The sequence below is a fragment of the Clostridium sp. BL-8 genome (assembly GCF_002006495.1).
Classification (GTDB): domain Bacteria; phylum Bacillota; class Clostridia; order Clostridiales; family Clostridiaceae; genus Clostridium.
Map to the genome: position 1 here is coordinate 24,445 of NZ_LZZL01000049.1, position 21,299 is coordinate 45,743.

At 29.6% G+C, this 21,299-nt stretch carries 17 protein-coding genes and 1 riboswitch; of the genes, 13 read left to right on the forward strand and 4 right to left on the reverse strand.

Translation table 11 applies throughout. From position 1 onward, the window contains the following. The first annotated feature begins 20 nt into the window (after window positions 1-20). The 3 genes from CLOBL_RS16575 to CLOBL_RS16585 all read left to right on the forward strand — a co-directional run bounded on the left by CLOBL_RS16575 (window position 21) and on the right by CLOBL_RS16585 (window position 4,051). Entirely contained in the window at window positions 21-1,202 is a 1,182-nt protein-coding gene (locus tag CLOBL_RS16575) for a M20 family metallopeptidase (RefSeq protein WP_077860053.1), read from the forward strand. Between the two features lie 245 nt (window positions 1,203-1,447). Further along, window positions 1,448-2,422 (forward strand): RluA family pseudouridine synthase, encoded by a 975-nt coding sequence (locus CLOBL_RS16580; protein WP_077860054.1) that lies wholly within the window; start codon window positions 1,448-1,450, stop codon window positions 2,420-2,422. A gap of 9 nt (window positions 2,423-2,431) precedes the next feature. Beyond that, window positions 2,432-4,051 carry a polysaccharide biosynthesis protein gene (locus CLOBL_RS16585; protein ID WP_077860055.1) on the forward strand — a complete coding sequence of 540 codons (1,620 nt, stop codon included), beginning with the start codon at window positions 2,432-2,434 and terminating at the stop codon, window positions 4,049-4,051. A 234-nt stretch (window positions 4,052-4,285) separates the two neighbouring features. On the opposite strand, the gene spoVB is transcribed toward CLOBL_RS16585, so the two are convergent. Further along, window positions 4,286-5,785 carry a stage V sporulation protein B gene (gene spoVB / locus CLOBL_RS16590; protein ID WP_077860056.1) on the reverse strand — a complete coding sequence of 500 codons (1,500 nt, stop codon included), beginning with the start codon at window positions 5,783-5,785 and terminating at the stop codon, window positions 4,286-4,288. Window positions 5,786-5,986: 201 nt separating this feature from the next. Here spoVB and CLOBL_RS16595 point away from each other — a divergent pair, with 201 nt between their 5' ends. Next, on the forward strand, window positions 5,987-6,817 hold the full coding sequence (locus CLOBL_RS16595; RefSeq protein WP_077860057.1) for a methyl-accepting chemotaxis protein: 831 nt from the start codon (window positions 5,987-5,989) through the stop codon (window positions 6,815-6,817). 153 nt (window positions 6,818-6,970) lie between these two features. Here the strand turns inward: CLOBL_RS16595 and CLOBL_RS16600 are convergent, their stop codons facing one another. After that, window positions 6,971-8,086 (reverse strand): aminopeptidase, encoded by a 1,116-nt coding sequence (locus tag CLOBL_RS16600; protein ID WP_077860058.1) that lies wholly within the window; start codon window positions 8,084-8,086, stop codon window positions 6,971-6,973. 343 nt (window positions 8,087-8,429) lie between these two features. Here CLOBL_RS16600 and CLOBL_RS16605 point away from each other — a divergent pair, with 343 nt between their 5' ends. The 3 genes from CLOBL_RS16605 to CLOBL_RS16615 all read left to right on the forward strand — a co-directional run bounded on the left by CLOBL_RS16605 (window position 8,430) and on the right by CLOBL_RS16615 (window position 12,141). Beyond that, complete coding sequence (locus CLOBL_RS16605) at window positions 8,430-9,731, forward strand: PQQ-dependent sugar dehydrogenase (protein WP_077860059.1); 1,302 nt, start codon at window positions 8,430-8,432, stop codon at window positions 9,729-9,731. 210 nt (window positions 9,732-9,941) lie between these two features. After that, on the forward strand, window positions 9,942-10,502 hold the full coding sequence (locus CLOBL_RS16610) for a hypothetical protein (RefSeq protein WP_077860060.1): 561 nt from the start codon (window positions 9,942-9,944) through the stop codon (window positions 10,500-10,502). Then, entirely contained in the window at window positions 10,471-12,141 is a 1,671-nt protein-coding gene (locus tag CLOBL_RS16615; protein WP_077860061.1) for a B12-binding domain-containing radical SAM protein, read from the forward strand. The genes CLOBL_RS16610 and CLOBL_RS16615 overlap by 32 nt, the downstream gene beginning before the upstream one ends. A gap of 87 nt (window positions 12,142-12,228) precedes the next feature. Here CLOBL_RS16615 and CLOBL_RS16620 read toward each other — a convergent pair whose 3' ends face one another. Both CLOBL_RS16620 and CLOBL_RS16625 read right to left on the reverse strand, forming a co-directional pair. After that, on the reverse strand, window positions 12,229-13,797 hold the full coding sequence (locus tag CLOBL_RS16620) for a multicopper oxidase (protein WP_077860062.1): 1,569 nt from the start codon (window positions 13,795-13,797) through the stop codon (window positions 12,229-12,231). Window positions 13,798-14,025: 228 nt separating this feature from the next. Further along, window positions 14,026-14,505, reverse strand: coding sequence for an S-ribosylhomocysteine lyase (locus CLOBL_RS16625; RefSeq protein WP_009169589.1), 480 nt, complete (start codon window positions 14,503-14,505; stop codon window positions 14,026-14,028). Between the two features lie 301 nt (window positions 14,506-14,806). Here CLOBL_RS16625 and CLOBL_RS16630 point away from each other — a divergent pair, with 301 nt between their 5' ends. The 6 genes from CLOBL_RS16630 to CLOBL_RS16655 all read left to right on the forward strand — a co-directional run. Continuing rightward, on the forward strand, window positions 14,807-15,763 hold the full coding sequence (locus tag CLOBL_RS16630; protein WP_077860063.1) for an MraY family glycosyltransferase: 957 nt from the start codon (window positions 14,807-14,809) through the stop codon (window positions 15,761-15,763). 87 nt (window positions 15,764-15,850) lie between these two features. Next, a riboswitch (SAM riboswitch) is annotated at window positions 15,851-15,956 on the forward strand. Window positions 15,957-16,135: 179 nt separating this feature from the next. Then, window positions 16,136-16,819: a vitamin B12 dependent-methionine synthase activation domain-containing protein gene (locus CLOBL_RS16635; RefSeq protein WP_077860069.1), complete on the forward strand. Its 684-nt coding sequence runs from the start codon at window positions 16,136-16,138 to the stop codon at window positions 16,817-16,819. Beyond that, a complete protein-coding gene (locus tag CLOBL_RS16640; RefSeq protein WP_077860068.1) occupies window positions 16,809-19,220 on the forward strand; it encodes a homocysteine S-methyltransferase family protein in 2,412 nt (803 codons plus the stop codon). Before CLOBL_RS16635 ends, CLOBL_RS16640 begins: the two co-directional genes overlap by 11 nt. A gap of 302 nt (window positions 19,221-19,522) precedes the next feature. Next, complete coding sequence (locus CLOBL_RS16645) at window positions 19,523-19,792, forward strand: CD3324 family protein (protein ID WP_077860064.1); 270 nt, start codon at window positions 19,523-19,525, stop codon at window positions 19,790-19,792. Between the two features lie 140 nt (window positions 19,793-19,932). Continuing rightward, complete coding sequence (locus CLOBL_RS16650; protein ID WP_077860065.1) at window positions 19,933-20,754, forward strand: alpha/beta hydrolase; 822 nt, start codon at window positions 19,933-19,935, stop codon at window positions 20,752-20,754. 220 nt (window positions 20,755-20,974) lie between these two features. Continuing rightward, on the forward strand, window positions 20,975-21,299 hold a 325-nt coding region (locus CLOBL_RS16655), incomplete at its 3' end, for a hypothetical protein (protein WP_179117779.1).

A 21,299-nucleotide genomic window follows, 5' to 3' on the forward strand; every position in this document is an offset into this window, starting at 1 on the left:
ATTATGGAGGAAATGTTAGCGTGATAGATTTTAAAAAAGAAGCCGAACTTATAAAAGATGAACTTATACAAATAAGAAGAGACTTACATGAACACCCAGAGCTTGGATTTGAAGAAGTCAGAACATCCAAAGTGATTAAAGATTTTTTAACAGCAAATGGAATTCAATATATGGAAGTTGCAAAAACTGGAGTATGTGGAATCATAAATGGTACTAAAGCAGGAAATAATAAGACTATAGCTTTAAGAGGAGACATTGATGCACTTCCAATTCAGGATATGAAAAATTGTGAGTTTAAATCAAAGAGTGTTGGAAAAATGCATGCTTGTGGTCATGATGCTCATACAACAATACTTATGGGAGTAGGGAAATTGTTAAATAATAATAAAGATAAATTCTCAGGAACAGTGAAGCTATTGTTTGAGCCGGCAGAAGAGACAACCGGAGGGGCTACTCCTATGATAAATGAAGGTGTTTTAGAAAATCCAAAAGTTGATTGTATTCTTGGACTCCATGTGGATGAGGAAACAAAATGCGGTACTATAAAGATAAAAAAAGGTGTAGTAAATGCTGCATCAAATCCATTTAGTATAAAGATTACAGGCCAAGGAGGCCATGGAGCTTCACCTCATACTACTGTTGATCCTATTGTCATTGCAAGTCATATTGTAGTAGCACTTCAAACAATAGTAAGCAGAGAGATAGCACCTGTGAATCCAATAGTTATAACAGTTGGAACTATGCATGCTGGAACAGCACAAAATATTATTCCTGGAGAGGCTGTATTAAGCGGAATGATTAGAACTATGACTAAAGAAGATAGAGCATTTGCTATTCAAAGATTAAATGAAATTGTAAATGGAATCGCGGTTATGTCACGAGCAAAGGCTGAAATAAAAGTTGAAGAAAGTTATCCATGTCTTTATAACAATGATGAGTTTGTAGATTTAGTATTTGATAGTGCTAGTGAAATTTTGGGAAAAGAAAATGTTTTAGAACAAAGGGCTCCTAAAATGGGTGTTGAAAGCTTTGCTTATTTTGCTAATGAGAGACCAAGTGCTTTTTATTTTTTAGGTTCGGGAAATGAGGAAAAGAAAACTACAGAGCCTGCTCATAGTAATCTATTTAATATAGACGAAGAATGTTTATCCATTGGTGTTTCTATTCAAGCATTAGCAGCATATAATTATTTAACTAGATAATATATTTAAGTATATTTTTAAACAGCAAGTTAACATGATGACGTATAATATATAATAAACTGTCACGATAGCTTGTTGTTTTCTTAAATATGCCTAAAAATATTTAAATTGACAATGTATGATTTACAATGTAAAATGCACAATGAATGAAGAAATCGGTATGTTGTAAAAACATGAGATTTTTGTCATATTGTACGATGAGTGTTAACTGTTTATTGTTAACAAAAACTTAGGAGTGATTATATTTGAAAATTGAAATAGGTCCAAATGAAGCAGGTCAGAGATTAGATAAATTTTTAAGGAAATTATTAAAAGATGTACCTTTAAGTGCAATATTTAAGGCCTTGAGAAAAAAAGATATAAGAGTTAATGGAACAAAACAAAATGAAAAGTATTTTCTTGAAGAAGGAGATATTGTAGAGATTAAATATATACAAAGCAATAAAGAAAATAAGGAAGATAAATTTATTAAAGTAGATCCTAAAAGAGTTAAAATCATATATGAAGATGATAATATGCTAATAATTGAAAAATGGCCAGATGTCTTAGTACATTCGGATACAAAGAATAATGAGGAACCAACCCTTACAGATTATGTTCTTTCGTATTTAAATGATAAGGGAGACTATCTGCCAGAAAATGAATTAACCTTTACTCCAGCATCTTGTAATAGATTAGATAGAAATACGTCTGGTATGGTTATCTTTGGCAAGAGCTTTGAAGGTTTAAAATGCATAAATGAAGCCATAAGAGATGATGAAATAAGAAAGTATTATTATACTTTGGCTAAAGGTAAAGTAAGAGATGGTCTTTATGAAGCATACATATTAAAGAATCCTGAAACAAATGTATCTAAGATATATGATACTGAAGTTAAGGGCTCTAAAAGGATAGCGATGGAAATAAGCACCGTAGAAAGTAATGGTGCATATTCACTTATAGATATTAATTTAATAACAGGAAGAAGTCATCAAATAAGGGCACATTTGGCGCATTTGGGAAATCCTATAATTGGAGATAGCAAATATGGAGATAAGAAATTAAATTCATTTTTTGAAAGTAAATATGGTTTAAATTATCAATATTTGTATGCTTATAAATTAAATTTTAGAAAAATAAACGGTAAGCTTGAATATTTAAGAAATAAGACCATAGCAGTAGCATTACCTCCAATATTAAAAAAAATAAAACAAGATGTGTTTAAGTTTTCACTTAGATAGGAGGTAATTATGGAAGAGAGATCAGCCGTTGGGAGTAGTAGTAAAGGCTTTTTAATTCTTTCAGTAGCAGGACTTTTAACTAAAGTAATATCAGTATTTTATATACCTCTCCTTCAAAGAATAATAGGTCTTGATGGATATGGAATATACCAAAATTGTTATGAAGTATTTTTATTTGTTTACGCAGTTACAAATCTTGGGACACAGCCAGCTATCGCAAAAGTGGTTGCAGAGCTTACAGCTCTTGAAAAACCTAATGATGCTGTAAGAGCTCTTAAGGTATCTAGAACTCTTTTAGCCCTAGCTGGAGCATTTTTAACAATATTCTTAATGCTGTTTGCGTTTGCAATTGGGAATGCAATCGAAAATCCTGCAGCATCTTATGGGATTCTAATGCTTGCACCAAGCATATTTGTTACATCAATTTTATCCTCGTACAGAGGATATTTCCAAGGTATAAGCAGTATGAAAGCTATTGCGATATCTCAAGTATTAGAACAAATTATAAATATTGCAGTCAGCCTTTTATGTGCATATTTCCTAGTGCATATAAGTGTAGAATATGGTAGTGCTGGAGGAACTATAGGAACTTCAGTAGGAGCATTGGTCGCATGTATATATATGGTATATATATATAGAAAGAGCAAATTTGAAGAGATTTCAATAGAAGATCAGAATAATAAAAAAAGAATAAGAACAAAGCATATAATTAAAAAGTTAATCAAATATGGATTACCTATTACTTTGAGTTCTGGGCTTCAAAACTTTGGAAGCTTGGTGGATATGGTAAATGTTAATAGCAGGTTAGCATTTGCAGGATTTAGTTTACAACAGGCTCAAGTGCTTTACGGAGTACTTGGAAGATATAAAACTTTATTGTCTGTTCCACTTATAATTGTGACAGCACTTGGGACAACCGTATTGCCAGCAGTAACGGCGGCAATGACTTTAAAGAATAAGAAGGAAATAAGAAAAAAGACTACTTTTGCATTTAGAATAACTTTAATAATAACAATACCAGCAGCTGTTGGACTATCATGTCTATCACAGGAAGTATTTGAACTTTTGTATGGAACAAGTCAAGGGTTTGAATTAATGGTATGGGGATCAGTGGTATTAGTTCTTATGGCAGTTGTACAAATACAAACTATCATACTTCAAAGTATGAATAAACTTTATTTTGTACTTGGAACATTTAGTATCGGTATAGCTGCGAAGATAGCTGCTAATTACATATTAGTTGGAATGCCAGAAATAAATATTTTAGGAGTAGTAGTAGGAAATTTCTTATGGTTTGCGATACCTATGTTTTTAAATAAGCGAGCACTTAGAAAAGCACTTAAAGTAAAAATTCCTTTGTTTAGAAGTGCAGTTAAACCATTGATTGCATCGGCAATAATGGCATTGAGTATATATTTATTAAAGTCTTTTACATCGATTTTAATAAATATTGCAAATGATAATTCACTATTAAAAGTATTATTCACAATTTTAATTATTGGAATAGCAGGTTTTGTTTATTTATATTCAATAATTATATTAGGTGGAATTAGAAAGAGCGATTTAGATAGCATATCTCCTAGAATATTTAACTATTTGCCAAGATTTTTAAGAAAACAACTTAAATAATATATAATTTATGCTTTAGATTTAAGTGCATATTAATCGAAAATAGATATATGTTTATCAGCTGACTTTTAAATGTTCGTGCTGCAAACATGTATCTATTTTTGTGCATATATACTTAAAGCTAAGTAAATATTGAATGCATATTTTAAGTTATAAATCAAGCTTACAACGAAAATCAATGTTTCTTAAATCTTTTGTTAGTTACGATGTGTTTAATTTTAGTGTGATTTATTATTAATCTTCTGCTTCTCCAAATGTCCCTAAATATGCAAAGATTACGAAGACAAGTCCTATTACAATAAAATTATTTACAATCAACGAACTTGTAAGCATATGTTTTGAGAATATGTTTATAATTATGAAGGTCAAGAAACCGAGTAGTATATATATTGCTATGTTGGATTTGTTTAAGTTAAGTTCAATATGCTTATTAACTTCGTATATATTAAGAATAAATCCAACTGTACAGGCTATTAGCATAGTTAGGCTATATCCAAATATATTTATAGAATGAATTGCGGTAAATATGTATAAACATATCAATTCAATTATGGCTTCAATCATAGAATTTCTAAGAATTATGTTTTGTCTATTTAGACCATTTAATATGCCGAACATGGTTACTGCAGGAAAAAATATTGGTGCAGTGAGGGAAGCAAATCTTATATACATACCTAAGTCTACTCTGTCGTAAAACATCTTTCCTAAAGCATCTGGAATTACATTGCAAATTATTGTGGTTGCTATTCCAAGTAGAAATGCAACTTTAATAACCTTTTTTATTCTAATAGAAGCTTCATATTGTTTCCCAAGTACTAGACTTTGAGAAAGATCTGGAATTAGTAGAGTGTTAATTGTAGAAACTACAATTAAAGGAATTGTTATTATACTAAGCGCCATTCCAGTATATTTCCCTATCATGCTTAAGGCCTCTGAATAACTAAAACCGGCTGCAAGTAAGCGTCTTGGAACAATCAGTGTAGAGAGTGTTCCTAAAATGTTAGTTAAAAATCCATTTAACAGAAGAGGAACTGCGATGATAATTACATCAAAAAGAAGTTGAACTCTACCTTCAGGTTTTTCATGAGATTTAGGTATTTTATTTATTGAGTATTTATAATAAATATAAAGAAAAAATAGACTTTGAAATTCGCCTATACATAATGCAACTGTAGCTAAAGTTACCATTCCCTCAAGAGTGTGCGCTTTTGTCAAAAATATAAGCAAACTTACGGTTAAAATCCTCATGGCTTTTTCGCAAATATCAATTATTGCCGGCACTGTAATTTTAGAAGTTCCATAGAAGTATCCCTTAAGTATATTTGAAATTGCAATACAAACCATGGCTGGGCAAATGACTTTAATAGCATTTATAGTTCTAACATCATTAACTCCATATTTACCAAGTATTGGCGCAAAAAGAAATACTATTATACCTATTAGAAAGGCCCAGGTTATATTAAATAATGAAACAACCCTGATGGTCCTCACAATATTATTATGCTCACCTTTTTGCGCATAGACAGCGGTTATTTTGGAAATAGAAGCTACTATTCCAGCAGTCATAAGACATATAAATAAATTGTAAATAGGCATAACCAAGTTATATAAGCCCATTCCTTCTGGCCCTAATATTTTAGAAAGATATATGGAAAATATAAAACCTAAAATACCTGTTGCTATATTGGAAGATACAAGTAAAAAAGAATTCTTTAAAAAATTATCCCTATCCAAAGCTCATTCACTCCTTTAAATTACTATAAAGCATATTCGTCATAAAGTGTAAATATGAATTGATAGAAATATTAAGTTAAATAAGTTAAAGCGAAAATAACTTAAAATATTATTTATATTTACAAATTAGCTAAAAAAAAGATATAATTATATTTATACGTAAAGCTAACGATATATTGGAAAAAGTAAGGGGGAAGAATAATGGATAAAGTTTCAGAGAAGGAAATGATAAATCTTTTTTACAATGCAATGCCGTACATAGAATCGCTTTTTGATTCAGAGGCATCTTTAGCATTAGCAGATACTAAAAAATATTTATATACAAATATGAGTGAAAATTTAAAGCTAAATGCAAAAGAGGGGGATGCTATACCAAGTGGTGGTGCAGTTGCTGATGCAATCAGCAGAGGTAAAGAGATAATAAAAATAGTACCTGAAAATGTGTACGGAGTAGCATTTAAGTCATATGCAATTCCTATAAAAGAAGAAAATGAAGTTGTTGGGGTTTTGGTAGTAGGTAAGAGCTTAGAAAAGAAAAATGATTTAATTGATATTACACAAAAATTATCAGAATCACTTTCGCAGATATCAATTGGGATAAATGATATTTCTAAAGGAGTACAGGAATTAGCAACAATGAATGAGCAAATATTATTAGAAACTAAAGAAGCTACTGAAAGTGCAAAAGATACTGATGAAATATTAACTTTCATTCAAGGGATTTCTTCACAAACAAATCTTCTAGGATTAAATGCTGCTATTGAAGCAGCTAGAGCAGGAGAGGCAGGAAAAGGGTTCAGTGTTGTTGCTCAAGAAATTAGGAAATTATCAAATTCTTCTAATGAATCTATTAAAAAAATTGATTCTGTTATAAAGAACATTTCTTCTTCGATAGTAACTATAAATAATAGTTTAACAAATTCAAATGATGTTTCGCAAAATCAATCAGCATCATTAGAAGAAATAGCAGCCTCTATTTCAGAATTAAATACAACAGCTAAGAAACTTGAAGAATTAGCCAATCAATTATAAATATATTATTTAAAATAAAGTCATTCCTTTTAGCTAGCGGACTCTAGAAGGAATGACTTTTTTTCTAAACTTTTCGTATATATGTATGAAAAGCCAAAGCTTTTCATAATTTGAATCTTAAGTCATAACTTTTAATCATTAACGAAATAAATGCTATTTCAAGTTTTCTGGGTTTAGTACTTTAAGTTCATCAATTACAAAAATTCCATCTTTTCTTATTAGAACGTCATCAAAGTAAATTTCACCACCGCCATAATCAGCCCTTTGTATTAAAACTAAGTCCCAGTGAATGGCAGAGCTATTTCCATTTGGAGCTTCATCATAAGAAGCACCTGGAGTAAAGTGAATTGAACCTGCTATTTTTTCATCGAATAAGGTATCTTTCATAGGATGAAGAATATAAGGATTAACACCAATTGCAAATTCACCAACATATCTTGCACCATCATCTGTATTTAATATTTCATTTAATCGCTTAGAATTGTTTGCAGTAGCATTTATGATTTTACCATCTTTAAATTCAAATTTAATATCAGTAAAAGTAAATCCATTGTAAGCAGATGGTGTGTTATAAGCTAGAGTACCATTAATTGAATTTTTAACTGGTGCAGTATAAACTTCTCCATCTGGAATGTTAGCCTTACCATCACATTTAATCGCAGGAATATCTTTTATTGAAAAAGTTAAATCTGTACCTGGAGCGACTAATCTTACTTTGTCAGTTTTGTTCATTAATTCTACTAGTGAATCCATAGCCTTTGACATTTTAGAGTAATCCAAATTACATACATTAAAATAGAATTCCTCAAAAGCTTCTGTACTCATATCTGCGCTTTGAGCCATAGAATAATTAGGATATCTTAAGACACACCATTTAGTATTTGGAACCCTTATGTCTGAATGAACTGGAGCTTTAAAGTATCTATTATATAAATTCATTTTTTCTTCAGGAACATCTGAAAGTTCAGAAGAATTGTTACTAGCCCTGACACCTATATAGGCATCCATGTCTTTCATTCTTAAAGCCTCGTATTTAGCTCTGAGATCTAATTGTCCTTTTGAAGCGTTCATAAGCAATTCACGTTCTAATTCATTATCCTTTATTGATACAAAAGGAATTGCATTTGCCTTATAAGCTTCTTTGATTAACTCTTTAATTAAAGGCGTTTCTACTCCATTAGCTTCAATAAGGACTTTTTCACCTTCTCTAAGTTCACATGAATAATTTATTAAATTGCTAGCAAGTTTAGTATTTCTAGGATCTGTCATAGGTCATTCCTCCTTATATTTTGTATAAATTATTTATATTTAGAATTATATTAATGACTTTATACTCGTAAAGAGTATGTAGAATTTAATATAATGTATTTTTATTGATATCCATATATGGATATCAATAAGCTACTGGTAAATTTACCAATAAAATTATATATGACCAATATATATAGTATATCATATAAAGAACATTTTTAAATTAAAGGTCTTATTTCATTAGATTTACAATATAAATCTAATATAGATATTATACATTATGTATTAAGAAAAGTTTGATTCAGAAGAAGGTTAATTAGTTTTTATAGATTTCTAATTAAAGCGGTAAGGGGAGAATGAAGTGAAAAGGTTTCTAAAATTTTTAATTATTTCAATTATAATAGTTGTAGTAGCATTTGGAGTATTTAATTTTTCAAATCAATATAAAATGAATACGCTAAAAAACAATATAAGTTGGAGCGTCGCGTATAAGAATTGTAATGACTCAGTAGCTTTTGATCAAGACAATAATAAAAATACTTATGTAGCATATGAAAATTATATTAAAGTGATTAAGGAAGATGGGAGAGAAGAAACTTTATTACAAGATAATACGTTAAAAATAGAAAATTTATTATTTTACAATAATAAATTATACTTTATTGCTAAGGATAGTTTATACAAATATGATTTAAGTGATAAGAGTCTGCAGTTAGTAATAGATAATATACCTTGTGAAGGCAAATATTTAGATAGAAATATGATCATAAGAAATTCAAGACTTCTTTTGTCTATAGGAACTGTTACTAATTCAGGGATAGCAGCATATGAAAGTGATTATTCAATCAATAAAGTTCCATACGATAAGAGTCCAATAGATATAACATTAAATGGTTTTAACTATGGAGAAAAGAAAACAGGTGCTTTTATGCCTTATGGAAATTCTAGTGAAGAAGGACAGAAAATAAGGGCGCAGAGTTTAGCCAATGCATGTGTTGTAGAAATAAATTTAAGCACTAATAAATCAACCTTATATTCATCAGGAATAAGAAATATAACTGGATGGGATTTAGATGATGATGGAAATCTTATTGGAATTGTCGGAGGAATGGAGAATGTTGGGGATAGGGCTATAAATAGAGATTTTGATTATCTTTATAAAATAGATAAAGGTAAATGGTATGGTTGGCCAGATTTTAGTGGAGGGGATCCCATAACATCTTCTAGATTTAAAGGAGATAAGCTTGTATCAAATCTTATTCAAAATCCGCCAAATAAAATTGTTCCAGGGCCAATTTATCAATTTAAAAATGTTAGTGCCATAAGATATTTAGCTATTGATAAAGAAGGAAAAATATTAGAAAAAAATACTAAAGTATATTATGATAGTAAGAATAACGTTATATCGGCAATAAATAGCAAAAGTATGGTATATGATTTATTGAAGTTAAAGGACAATAGCAATATAAAAGGAATAAAATATTTAGATGGAGATATTTATATTTTAGATAGTGGAACTGGATGTATTTATAAGTTGCAGTCTGAAGGACCTAGATTCAAATTCAACCTTCCAAAATCAATCTGGATATTTATAGGAGTTCTTTTAGCTACAATAATCGGTTTAGTTATATATAAGATTTATACTAAAAAACGTACAAAATAGCATAAACACATTTATTTAGTTGAATATTTTTAGTATAAAAATTCGGAAAAGCAATAGGCTGCCTCAAGATTAATTTTGTTTTGAGGCAGCTTTTTTACTAAAAATATAGGAATCTTTTTTGAATCTAAAAAAATAAAAATAATGTGTTCAAAAATATGTAAAAAATGTTAAAATATAACCAAAGGTTCAGATGAAGTAGGAGGGAACAGCATGGGCAAAACATTAGTAATAAATTTAGAAGATGTTGTTTTTGAAGGGGATATATTAGATGTAGGAGATAAAAATCTCGGTATTATATATAATATTTCTAAAGAAGTAGAAGAAGAATTATCTTTAGATTATGTACGTAGCGATACAAAAATGGAATTAAAGAGTAGAAAATATGATGCGTGTACGTTTTTTTTTGATCTAAATAAAATATGGACTAGTTTAGAAAAAGAAAGATTGATTAAGGAAGTAAGCTCATATATAAGAGATGATGGAGAAATATTCATATGGGACATAAAAAAGGAAAGAGGAAAAGTATTCAATAACAAAATAAGAGTTATATTACCGAATAGGAAAATAAAAGAATTTATATTTAAGAACTTAAATATACTTTTAAGCTCAAATATAGAAGAATTAAAAAAAATCCTTGAAAAATACTTCAAAATAGAAGAAACTAAAGCATGGGAAGATGTTTTTTTTATTAGAGGAAGGAAACTGGAAACCAAAGTTATAGCAGAGGAGAAAGTTAAGGATGAAGGTACTGATTACGGCAATAGACTCTAAATTTATTCATAGTAATTTAGCAGTTAGATATTTAAAGAATTTTACAAGAGATATGGATTATGAAGGAAGAATAAAGGAATTTACTATAAATGATAGAGAAGGAAGAATATTAGAAGAAATAATTGAAGAAAAGCCAGATGTTGTAGCATTTTCTACATATATTTGGAATGTTGAACTTGTTTCAAGAGTTTCCAATTTAATAAAAAAGGTAAATCCTAAAATAGAAATTCTCTATGGTGGGCCAGAAGTCTCATTTGATTCAAGAAGCTTTCTAAAAAATAATGTAGGAGAATACGTTATTGAAGGGGAAGGTGAAAAGACTTATAAAGATTTTATTTTATATAAACTAGGAAAAATGAAGCTTGAAGATGTTAGAGGGTTACATTATAAAATTAATGACGAGGTTTATTCTAATGAGAAGCGTCCATTAATGTCTATGGATGAAATAGTATTTCCATATGATGAAGATGAGGATTTAAGCAATAAGATTGTATATTATGAAGCTTCAAGAGGATGTCCTTTTAATTGTAAATATTGTCTTTCGTCTACAAGTCATGGAGTTAGATTTTTAGAAATAGAGAGAGTTTTAAAAGAGTTAATGTATTTTGTTAATAAAAAAGTCAGATTAGTTAAATTTGTTGATCGTACATTTAACTGCAATTCTAAATTTGCTATGGCAATATGGGACTTTTTAATAAAACAAGATACAAATACTCAATTTCATTTTGAAATATCAGCAGACATATTGAAGCCTCAGGAAATAGAACTTTTATCAAAGGCTCCAAAAGGAAGATTTAGATTTGAAGTTGGAGTTCAAACAACTAATGACGAAGTTTTAAGAAATATAAATAGATTTGTTAATTTTAATGATATAAAAGAAAAGGTTCTAGAAATTGAAGCGTTGAGAAATATAGACCAGCATCTAGATTTAATAGCAGGACTTCCGGGAGAAGATTATGAATCTTTTAAAAAATCTTTTAATGATATGTATGAAATAAGACCAGAAGAAATTCAACTTGGTTTCTTAAAACTATTAAAGGGATCTTCTATGAGAGAAGATGCAGATAAATATGGGATGGAATATTCACCATATCCACCATATGAAATTTTAAAAACCGATAAACTTTCTTATGAAGAGCTATTAAAGCTTAAGAAAGTTGAAGAAATGGTGGATAAATATTATAACTCACAAAAGTTCAAATATATAATTGGGTATTTTGAGAAAAAGTTCAATTCACCATTTGAATTTTATTATAGTTTAGGAATGTTTTTTGAAAGTCAAGGATATTTTAATAAGAATATAGGGAATGTAGAATATTATAAAGTATTTTTAGACTTCAATGAAGACATATTGGGAGAAAGTAATAAATATGTAAAAGAAATAATAAGGTTCAATTATTTGATTTATTATAAAAAAAGGGGATTACCAGAGTTTATAAGAAGTGATATGGAAAAAGAAGAGGAAAAGAGCATAAAAGAGACGTTAAAAGAAAAGTATTCATTTAAAGAATATCATTTGGAGAAGTTTAAAATTAATGTTGAAAAATATATTGAAACTGGTGAGATACTAGAGGAAAATACTTATTATCTATTTAATGAAAAAGCTGATTATATCTCGATTGCTAAAGAGTTTAACTAATATATTGAAAGCATAAAATTAGGAAACCTATTAATGGTTTCCTAATTTTATATTGTTTTATGAAACTGTACGATATTTCATACGGCTCTAATTTATAGAAAAGGAATCTTTTATTACTTTAAGAGGCCTCATCATATCGTGATCTTCATGTTCGAGAAAGTGACAGTGCCATACAAAGTCACCTGAATGGTCTTTAAAGTGCATAATAATTCGTGTGACTTTTCCACCATCAGCTCTGACAACGTCCTTCCAGCCCTGTTCAAAAGGTAGAGGAGCTTCAGCTGGACCAGTATATTCGATCTTACCATCAGTTTGATATTTCTGAATATCAAAAGGTCTTCTGTCTAGTATCTTAAATTGAACTAAGTGAACATGAATAGGATGTGAAAGGTTCGCAACAGGATTAATTAAATTCCATATTTCTATGCTATCTAGTTCAGGCTTTTCTGTAGCAGGATCTGACCACATTCTATTGTTTAGTAAAAGCATTGGCCTGCCATAATGATCAGTAGATACATTTAAAGGTAAGTCACGAACATTTGTAGCCATTTCTTCATCTATATGAGTAAAAGGATATAATTCTTCTGGAACGTCACTAGTGTCCTTAGATTTTAGAGGAAGTGTTACTTTAAACTTCATTATTACTGACAAATTAGGATCAGTGTTTGCATTTAGAAGAGTTATTTCTTCACCTTTAAATTTTGAAAAATCTATTACAATATCTATTCTTTCAGCTGGATATAGGATGAAGGAAGATATTTTAGCTGTGTGGTGTAAAAGCCCACTGTCTGTACCAATTTGATAGAATTCAGAATTATTGGATAGGCTTAGGTTATAATCTCGTCTATTGGAAGCATTTAATATTCTAAATCTATATTTTCTAGGCTCAACATTTAAATAAGGCCACACCTTACCATTCACTACTATTGTATTGCCTAAAAATCCTGGCACTATTGACGGTTTAACAGGTACAGGAAATGGAGGGGTATCAGGATAAAATAATGAACCATCAGCATTAAATGATTTGTCTTGTATCATCATTGGTATTTCATAGATTCCTCCTGGTAAATGTAATCTTTTTTCCTGAGGATCCCTAATTAAATAAAAACCAGCAAGTCCAGCATATACATTTAGTCTTGTTATTCCCATGCTGTGATCGTGATACCATAGTGTAGCAGATTGTTGATGATTTGTATATTCATATATTTTTCTGGTAAATGATGGCCCGGTAATCGAATAGTTCTGAGTATACCAAGCTTCTGGATAACCATCACTATGAGGTTCTATATTGGCACCATGTACATGAACAACAGTTCTTACATCAGGTGTATCAATAGCTCCATGAAGAGTATGATCTATTGGAAGAAGATGCTTATAAGGCAGGCTATTGATCCATTTTACATAAATGGTCTTATCCTTCATAGTTTCAATAGTTGGCCCTGGATAACGGCCTTCATATCCCCAAACTCTGGTAAAAGGGAATGAGCTGTGAAATTTATGATATGCTTGTATCATATGAATTTCATAATATGCAGCTTTTCCAATCCAGTCAACTGGTTTTGCAACTTCTGGAATTTGTAGTTTATCTATAAATTTTGGGATTGTATCTGGTTTAGATGGATCAATTTTTTGTACAGGTACGTCAGTATATTTCATTATATTCACACCCTTTTTAGTTAATCAATTTTTTAAAGTATGGTTTGTTTGTTAAAAGTCTATTACATTATATGAATTAATGGGTACCTAAGTGAATATGTTGTAAAGCTAATACCAATACAAAAATTTTAGTAAGAATGCATAAGGAGTTAAAGGTTTAGAAATTAAAAAAATAAACCAGCATACTATTTATTTAGTATGCTGGTTTAATGCTTTTCTATATTTACTTTAGGCTGGATAATTTAAATTCTCTTCTTTTATGTTTAATAAAATTTCGTTAAGAAATTTGTTTGCTAAATATTTAGCCATTGGTAGATTCATGTCTAAATAGTTACCGCAATCTTTAGCAGACGCACCAGGAATATCACCTTCAAAATCGGCCATAAATTTATATAATTCTGTAAGAAGAGGAACTATATCTTTTGATTTATAATCACCATGTAAAATCAAATAGAAGCCTGTCCTACATCCCATAGGTCCAAAGTAAACAGTTTTATCTGCATAAACTTTATGATTTCTTAAGAAAGTAGCAGCTAAATGCTCAATTGCATGCATTTCTGCTGTATTCATAACTGGTTCAAAATTAGGTCTAGTCATTCTTATATCAAAGGTTGTAAGAACTGTATCCCCAAACTTATCTTGTCTTGAAACATATACACCTGGAAGTAATTCCAAATGATTAATTGTAAAACTCGCTATTTTTTCCATCAAAGTCACTCCTTAATATAAAAGTTAATAATAAACTATATAACTGTATTTAGTAAAACCTTATTTACATTTGTTTCTATTAAATTGTAGCATTTGAAATCCCCATTAGCAATATAATCTACGAAGAATTTGGATGTGATATCAAAACAGAATAAAAAATATAAATAGTTTTAGGGTATAACCTTAATAATTTTGTAATTGATATACGATATCTTTAATAGTATAATCAAATAGGAAGTAAGCCAAGATGGAACATTTGGATATAATTTACTTTCATAGACTTAACTAAGGAGTAGAAAAGATGAATTATATTTTAGCAATGGTAGTATCTCTTTTAGGAGCATTAATTACCATGCCTTTTCTTATGAAGCTAGCTAATAAAGTACATTTTACGGATAAGCCTAATAAAAGAAAACAGCATAAAATGCCAACACCATTATGTGGAGGAATAGCTTTATATATTGGCTTTTTTATATCATATTTTATTTTTTATAAAGACGAAGATCAACCATACAAGCAATTAACAGTGTTTGTTGCAGCTACTATGATATTATTAATAGGATTAATTGATGATTGGTATAAGACAAAGGGAAAGGAATTTGCTATATTTCCTAGGCTTGTTGTTCAATTGTTATCTGCAATTTTAGTGTTTAAAGCAGGTATTTTTTTGGGTGGATTTACGAATCCTTTCACAGGTAGTTATATACAGCTAAGTCCAATAGTACAATTTATACTTACGATAACTTGGATATTTGGAGTTACCACTGTAATTAATTGGTCTGATGGAATGGATGGATTAGCAGGAGGTTTATCCTTAATATCAGCAGCAACATTTTTTGCAGCAGCAATAATATTAAATCAAAATGATTCAGCAGTAGTATCTATAATGCTTGTGGGAACTATTTTAGGATTTCTATATTATAATAAATTTCCTGCAAGAGTGTTTATGGGGGATTCTGGAGCTAATTTCTTAGGATTTATGTTGAGTATCACAGCATTAGAGGGAGCATTTAAGCAGGCAACTGTTTTTAGTTTGTTTATACCAATATTAGCGTTAGCAGTACCGATTTTTGATAATTTATTTGTTATATTTAAAAGATTTTCTGAAGGAAAACCAGTTTATCAGGCAGATAGAAGTCAAATTCATTTTAGATTAGAGGAAAGAGGACTTACTACTGTTCAAGTTGTAAAATACATAATGTTAATCAGCTTAACTTTTAGTATATTATCCATAATTTTATTATTAGTTAAGAAGTAATAGATAAATAATATAAGACAAGTAACTAAAACTTAGAAATGAAATCTTTACAAGTAAGATTTTCAAAGATATAATAATTAATTATAAGACTTATCAAGAGTGGTGGAGGGACTGGCCCGAAGAAACCCAGCAACCGATATATTTATATATAAGGTGCTAAATCCTGCAGCGTAATAGAGCTGAAAGATAAGGTGTTTTTGATTGCTTTTAAGCCTAAAGGAATGCCTTTAGGCTTTTTATTATGCAAAAAACAATAGAACTAAAAATAGAAAACTGTGCACTGTAAATCATCTAAGTACAATTTTAATATAACTATTGAAATTTAAAGCTTATCAGCATTTAATTGCAAACTGTATAAAGGGGGGCGTTATTATAGAATCTTTGAAATTAGATATAAATAAGGAAGAAGTTCTTAGGTATCTTGGCTATAAGGGACAGGATATAGATAAAAACATTAGCACAATGATTGATGAATGCAGAGAGGAAATCAAAAAGATAATTATGCCTAGAGTTGTGTATAGTTATAATGATATAAGGCAAGACGATGAAGGTGTAGAAGTTATTACTACTAATTTGATTTTGAAAGGAAAGGATATACGGGAACATTTAAAAAATTCGAAACAATGCGTACTTATGGCTGTAACCTTAGGAAATGAAATTGAAAGGAAAACTAGATTGTATGAGAAAACTAATTTAACAAGAGCGCTTATATTAGATGCTTGTGCTACAACTGCAGTTGAAGAAGTTTGCGATATAGTAGAGAGCAATATAAAGGAAAAAGCTATTCAAGAAGGTATGGATATAACTTTTAGGTATAGTCCAGGTTATGGAGATTTACCTTTGGATGTACAAAATAATTTTTTAAGGTCATTAGATGCTCAAAGGAAAATAGGACTTACTGTATCTGAAAATAATTTGTTGTTTCCTAGAAAATCTGTTACGGCTATAATAGGAATAATTGATAATGGAATTAAAAAGAAAAAGAAGGGCTGCAAAGAATGTAATAACTATGAGAATTGCAGCTTTAGAAGAGAGGGAGAAAACTGTGGAGCTTAAAGAATATATAAAGGATAACATATTAATTTTTGATGGAGCAATGGGAACAATGCTTCAAAAAAAAGGTTTAAAACTTGGAGAAAATCCGGAACTTTTAAATATAAAGGAGCCAGATATTATAGAGGAAATTCATAAAGAGTATATTAATAGTGGAGCAAATGTGATAACAACAAATACTTTTGGTGCCAATGAACTTAAGCTTAAGCTTTGTAATTTAGAAGTTGAAGATGCAGTAGATGCAGCAGTAAAGATTGCAAAAAGAGCTAAAGGTGACAGCAATACATATATTGCTTTAGATATTGGTCCAATAGGGGAACTTTTAGAGCCTATGGGTACTCTAAGTTTTGATAGAGCATATGAGATTTTTAGACGCCAGGTAATTCAAGGAACTATGTCAGGGGTAGATATAATCCTGATTGAAACAATGACTGATTTATATGAGCTTAAAGCAGCAATACTTGCAGCAAAGGAAAACTCAGATTTACCTGTGTTTTGTACTATGACCTTTGAAGAAAACCTTAGAACTTTTACAGGGTGCTCCCCAGAAGCTATGGTGCTTGTTTTGGAAGGTTTAGGAGTTGATGCACTTGGGGTTAACTGCTCTCTTGGACCAAAACAATTAAAACCTGTAATTGAGGAAATCTGCAGTATAGCGCATATACCAGTAATGGTTCAGCCAAATGCAGGACTTCCGACCTTATCAATAGGAAATGAGACAAGATATGATGTTACTAAAGAAGAATTCGCAGATACTTTATGCGGTTTTATAGATTCTGGTGTTAGAATTATTGGAGGGTGTTGCGGAACAACTCCAGAATATATTAAGGAATTATCGAACACAGTCAAAGAGAAAAAAATTATTCCTATTACAAGAGAGCGCTACGCTGCAATTTGTACACCATCAAAAGTTGTAAGAATAGATGGGGTTAGAATTATTGGAGAAAGAATCAATCCAACTGGAAAGAAGATATTTAAAGAGGCATTAAAAAATGGAGATTTAGATTATATTTTAAGTCAAGCCGTTTCACAAATTGAAGCTGGAGCACACATTTTGGATGTTAATGTAGGACTTCCTGAAATTGATGAACCAAGTATGATGCATAAAGTTATAAAAGAAATACAAGGTATTATAGATACACCTCTTCAAATTGATTCTTCTGACCATAAAGCTATAGAAACTGGGCTTAGATATTATAATGGAAAGCCAATTTTAAATTCTGTAAATGGGGAAGATACTGTCTTAGATAAAATACTTCCTTTAGTTAAAAAATATGGAGCAAGTGTTGTAGGATTAACCTTAGATGAAAGAGGAATTCCAGCAAAAGCAGAAGAAAGATTTGAGATTGCAAAAAAAATAATAAATAAGGCTGTAGAATATGGGATAAAAAAAGAAGATGTATTTATAGATTGTTTAGTACTCACAGTATCAGCGCAGCAGGAAGAGGTTCAAGAAACCCTAAAAGCTGTAAGAATGGTTAAAGAAAAATTAGGGGTTAAAACAGTACTTGGAGTTTCGAATATATCCTTTGGACTTCCAAATAGAGAGTTGATAAATGAAACATTTTTAGCGTTAGCTCTTGCAAACGGCTTGGACTTACCAATAATTAACCCTAATGCCAAGGGAATGACTAGAGTTATTGATTCTTACAATGTTTTATATAATTATGATAAAGGTGCTGAAAGCTATATAAATAATTATGCCAATGTAGAAGTATCAACAGAAGTTACTGCTAAAGGAACAGCAAAGAATAATTTAGGTGCTAATAGCAATGCAAATGCAGATCATGATTTAAAGTATATTGTTATTAAAGGTTTAAAAGAGGAAGCTAAACAAGCTACTATAGAGCTTTTAAAGAGCAAAAAAGAGCTTGAAATAGTTAATGAATATTTGATTCCAGCTTTAGACGAAGTAGGAAGTAAATATGAAAAAGGTGAATTATTTTTACCGCAGTTAATACAATCAGCCGAAACTGTAAAAAATGCATTCAGTATTTTAAAGGAAGAAATAGTAAAAAGTAATACGAAGAGTATCTCAAAAGGAAAAATTATAGTGGCAACAGTAAAAGGTGACATTCACGATATTGGAAAGAATATAGTAAAAGTTATTTTGGAAAACTATGGCTATGAAATGATAGATTTAGGAAAAGATGTTCCAATTAAAACTGTTGTAGAAGAAGCTAAAAACCATGAAGTTTCTTTAATTGGATTAAGTGCACTTATGACTACAACTCTTAAGAGTATGGAAGAAACAATAAAAGCACTAAGGGAAGATGGCTACAATGGAAAAATATTTGTTGGAGGGGCGGTACTTACAAAAGATACGGCAGAAAGAATAGGAGCTGATTTCTATGCAAAAGATGCAAAAGAATCAGTTGAAATTGCGAGAAAAGTATTATTATAAAGTATAAATAAATGTAGTTAATTTAAATGAATATTAATATAAAGGAATTATATTCCGATATAATTTTGCTAATAAGCAATACTCATTTTAATGTTTTAATTTACTGGAGGTGTTAAAATATGAGGTTTGAGCTTTTAGAACGCGAAGAACTCAAAAGATTTTGTGCAAAGTCTGTAATCAGAATGTATGATAATTTGCACAAAGGCAGTTGTAAATAAAATATTTATAATTCTATGTTGTTTATCATAGAGTACAGGCTTTGTATCTTAAATTTGAAATATTAATTTAAGGAGCTGAGCTTTGTGAAATATAGAAAAGCTGAAATGATTTTACCAGATGATTTGGTTAAGGAAATTCAAAAATATATTCAAGGTGAATATATATATGTTCCTACTCAAGCAGAAAAGAGAAAAAAGTGGGGCGAAAATTCAGGAAGTAGGATGTATATAAGAAATAGAAATGCTGAAATAAAAAATAAACATAAATCTGGTTATAAAATTCAAGAATTATCCGAAGAGTTTTTTCTTTCTTTGGAAAGTATAAGAAAAATTATATATTCAAAGGATGAATAAGAGTATAAAAGAGTTATTGCTATTTTAATTTAGTGATAGCTCTTTTTGTGTAACAAATAATATAGAAATTATTATTACCTATTAATTCCACATAAGCAGTATTATAATAAATTATAAGAGATGAGATTGGAGGCAAGATTATGAAGTGCAAGATAAGAGATATATACATAAATTATGAAGTAATAGGAGAAGGAAAACCAATTATTATGATACATGGGTATTATCCAGATCATAGATTAATGACTGGGTGTATGGAACCTTTATTTAAAGACGAAAATAACTACAAAAGAATATATGTTGATTTACCAGGCATGGGTAAATCAGAAAGTGCTGATTGGATTTCAAATTCTGATATTATGCTTGATGTAGTAATTGAATTTATTGAGAAGGCTGTGCCTAACGAAAAGTTTTTATTAGTAGGGGAATCTTATGGAGGATATATCTCTAGAGGCATAATTTATAAAATGCAGGATAGAATTGATGGTGTGGCATTAATTTGTCCACTTATAATACCAGAATATAAAGATAGAAATGTGCCTGAACATGTTGTTTTAGTAAAAGATTCAGAATTATTATCAAGATTAACATCAGAAGAAGCGGAAGATTTTGAGAATAATGTAGTGGTTCAAAATGAAAAAATATATAAACGATATAAGGAAGAAATAATGTGTGGAGTAGAAATTGCAAACAGTGAATTTTTACAAAATATTATGAAAAATGGTGGATATGGATTTTCATTTGATGTAGATAGGTTAAGTATAATTTATGATAAACCTTCAGTAATTTTATTGGGAAGACAAGATGATTGTGTAGGTTACAAAGATGCGTGGAAATTATTAGATAGTTTTCCTCGAGCAGCTTTTGCAGTATTAGATAGGGCTGGACATAATCTGCAAATAGAACAGGAAGATTTATTTAATTCACTAGTAAAAGAATGGCTTATCAGAGTTAAGGAAATGTAGTTGTATAAGTATTATAGTTTTTTATTTAATATATATTCCAATAATGAAATTACATTTGGAATGTCTGTGGGCTAAGTAAATATCAAATGAAAAATAAATGAAACTAATTGAAACATACTATATATAATTATTTCTTAGATATGTTTAAAGATTTTATTACTGATTTTAATTTTATGTTATAATAAGGAAATAGAATTGGAAGGATATAAGAGGAGGAGTTATGCAAAAAATAATTAAGCGTTTAGGTTCTGGCAATAATGGTATTAGAAGAATAAATACTTGGGAGCTTAAATTGGCTGTATTTATAGTTATATTTATTTCATTTCTTCTATCAGGAAATATACTTCAAGACCAAGGGCTATCGTTTGGGTTTCCGTGTAGCTATTTAATTATATATCAAGAAAATATTAATAATTTTAGATTGTTTTATAATTTGTTTCATGGAAATTATGGAATAAATATTAATGTATTAGATTTCTTCGTTAATATAGTCATTATTTATTGTATAATAATATTTATAGAAAATATTATTAATAAATTTAATA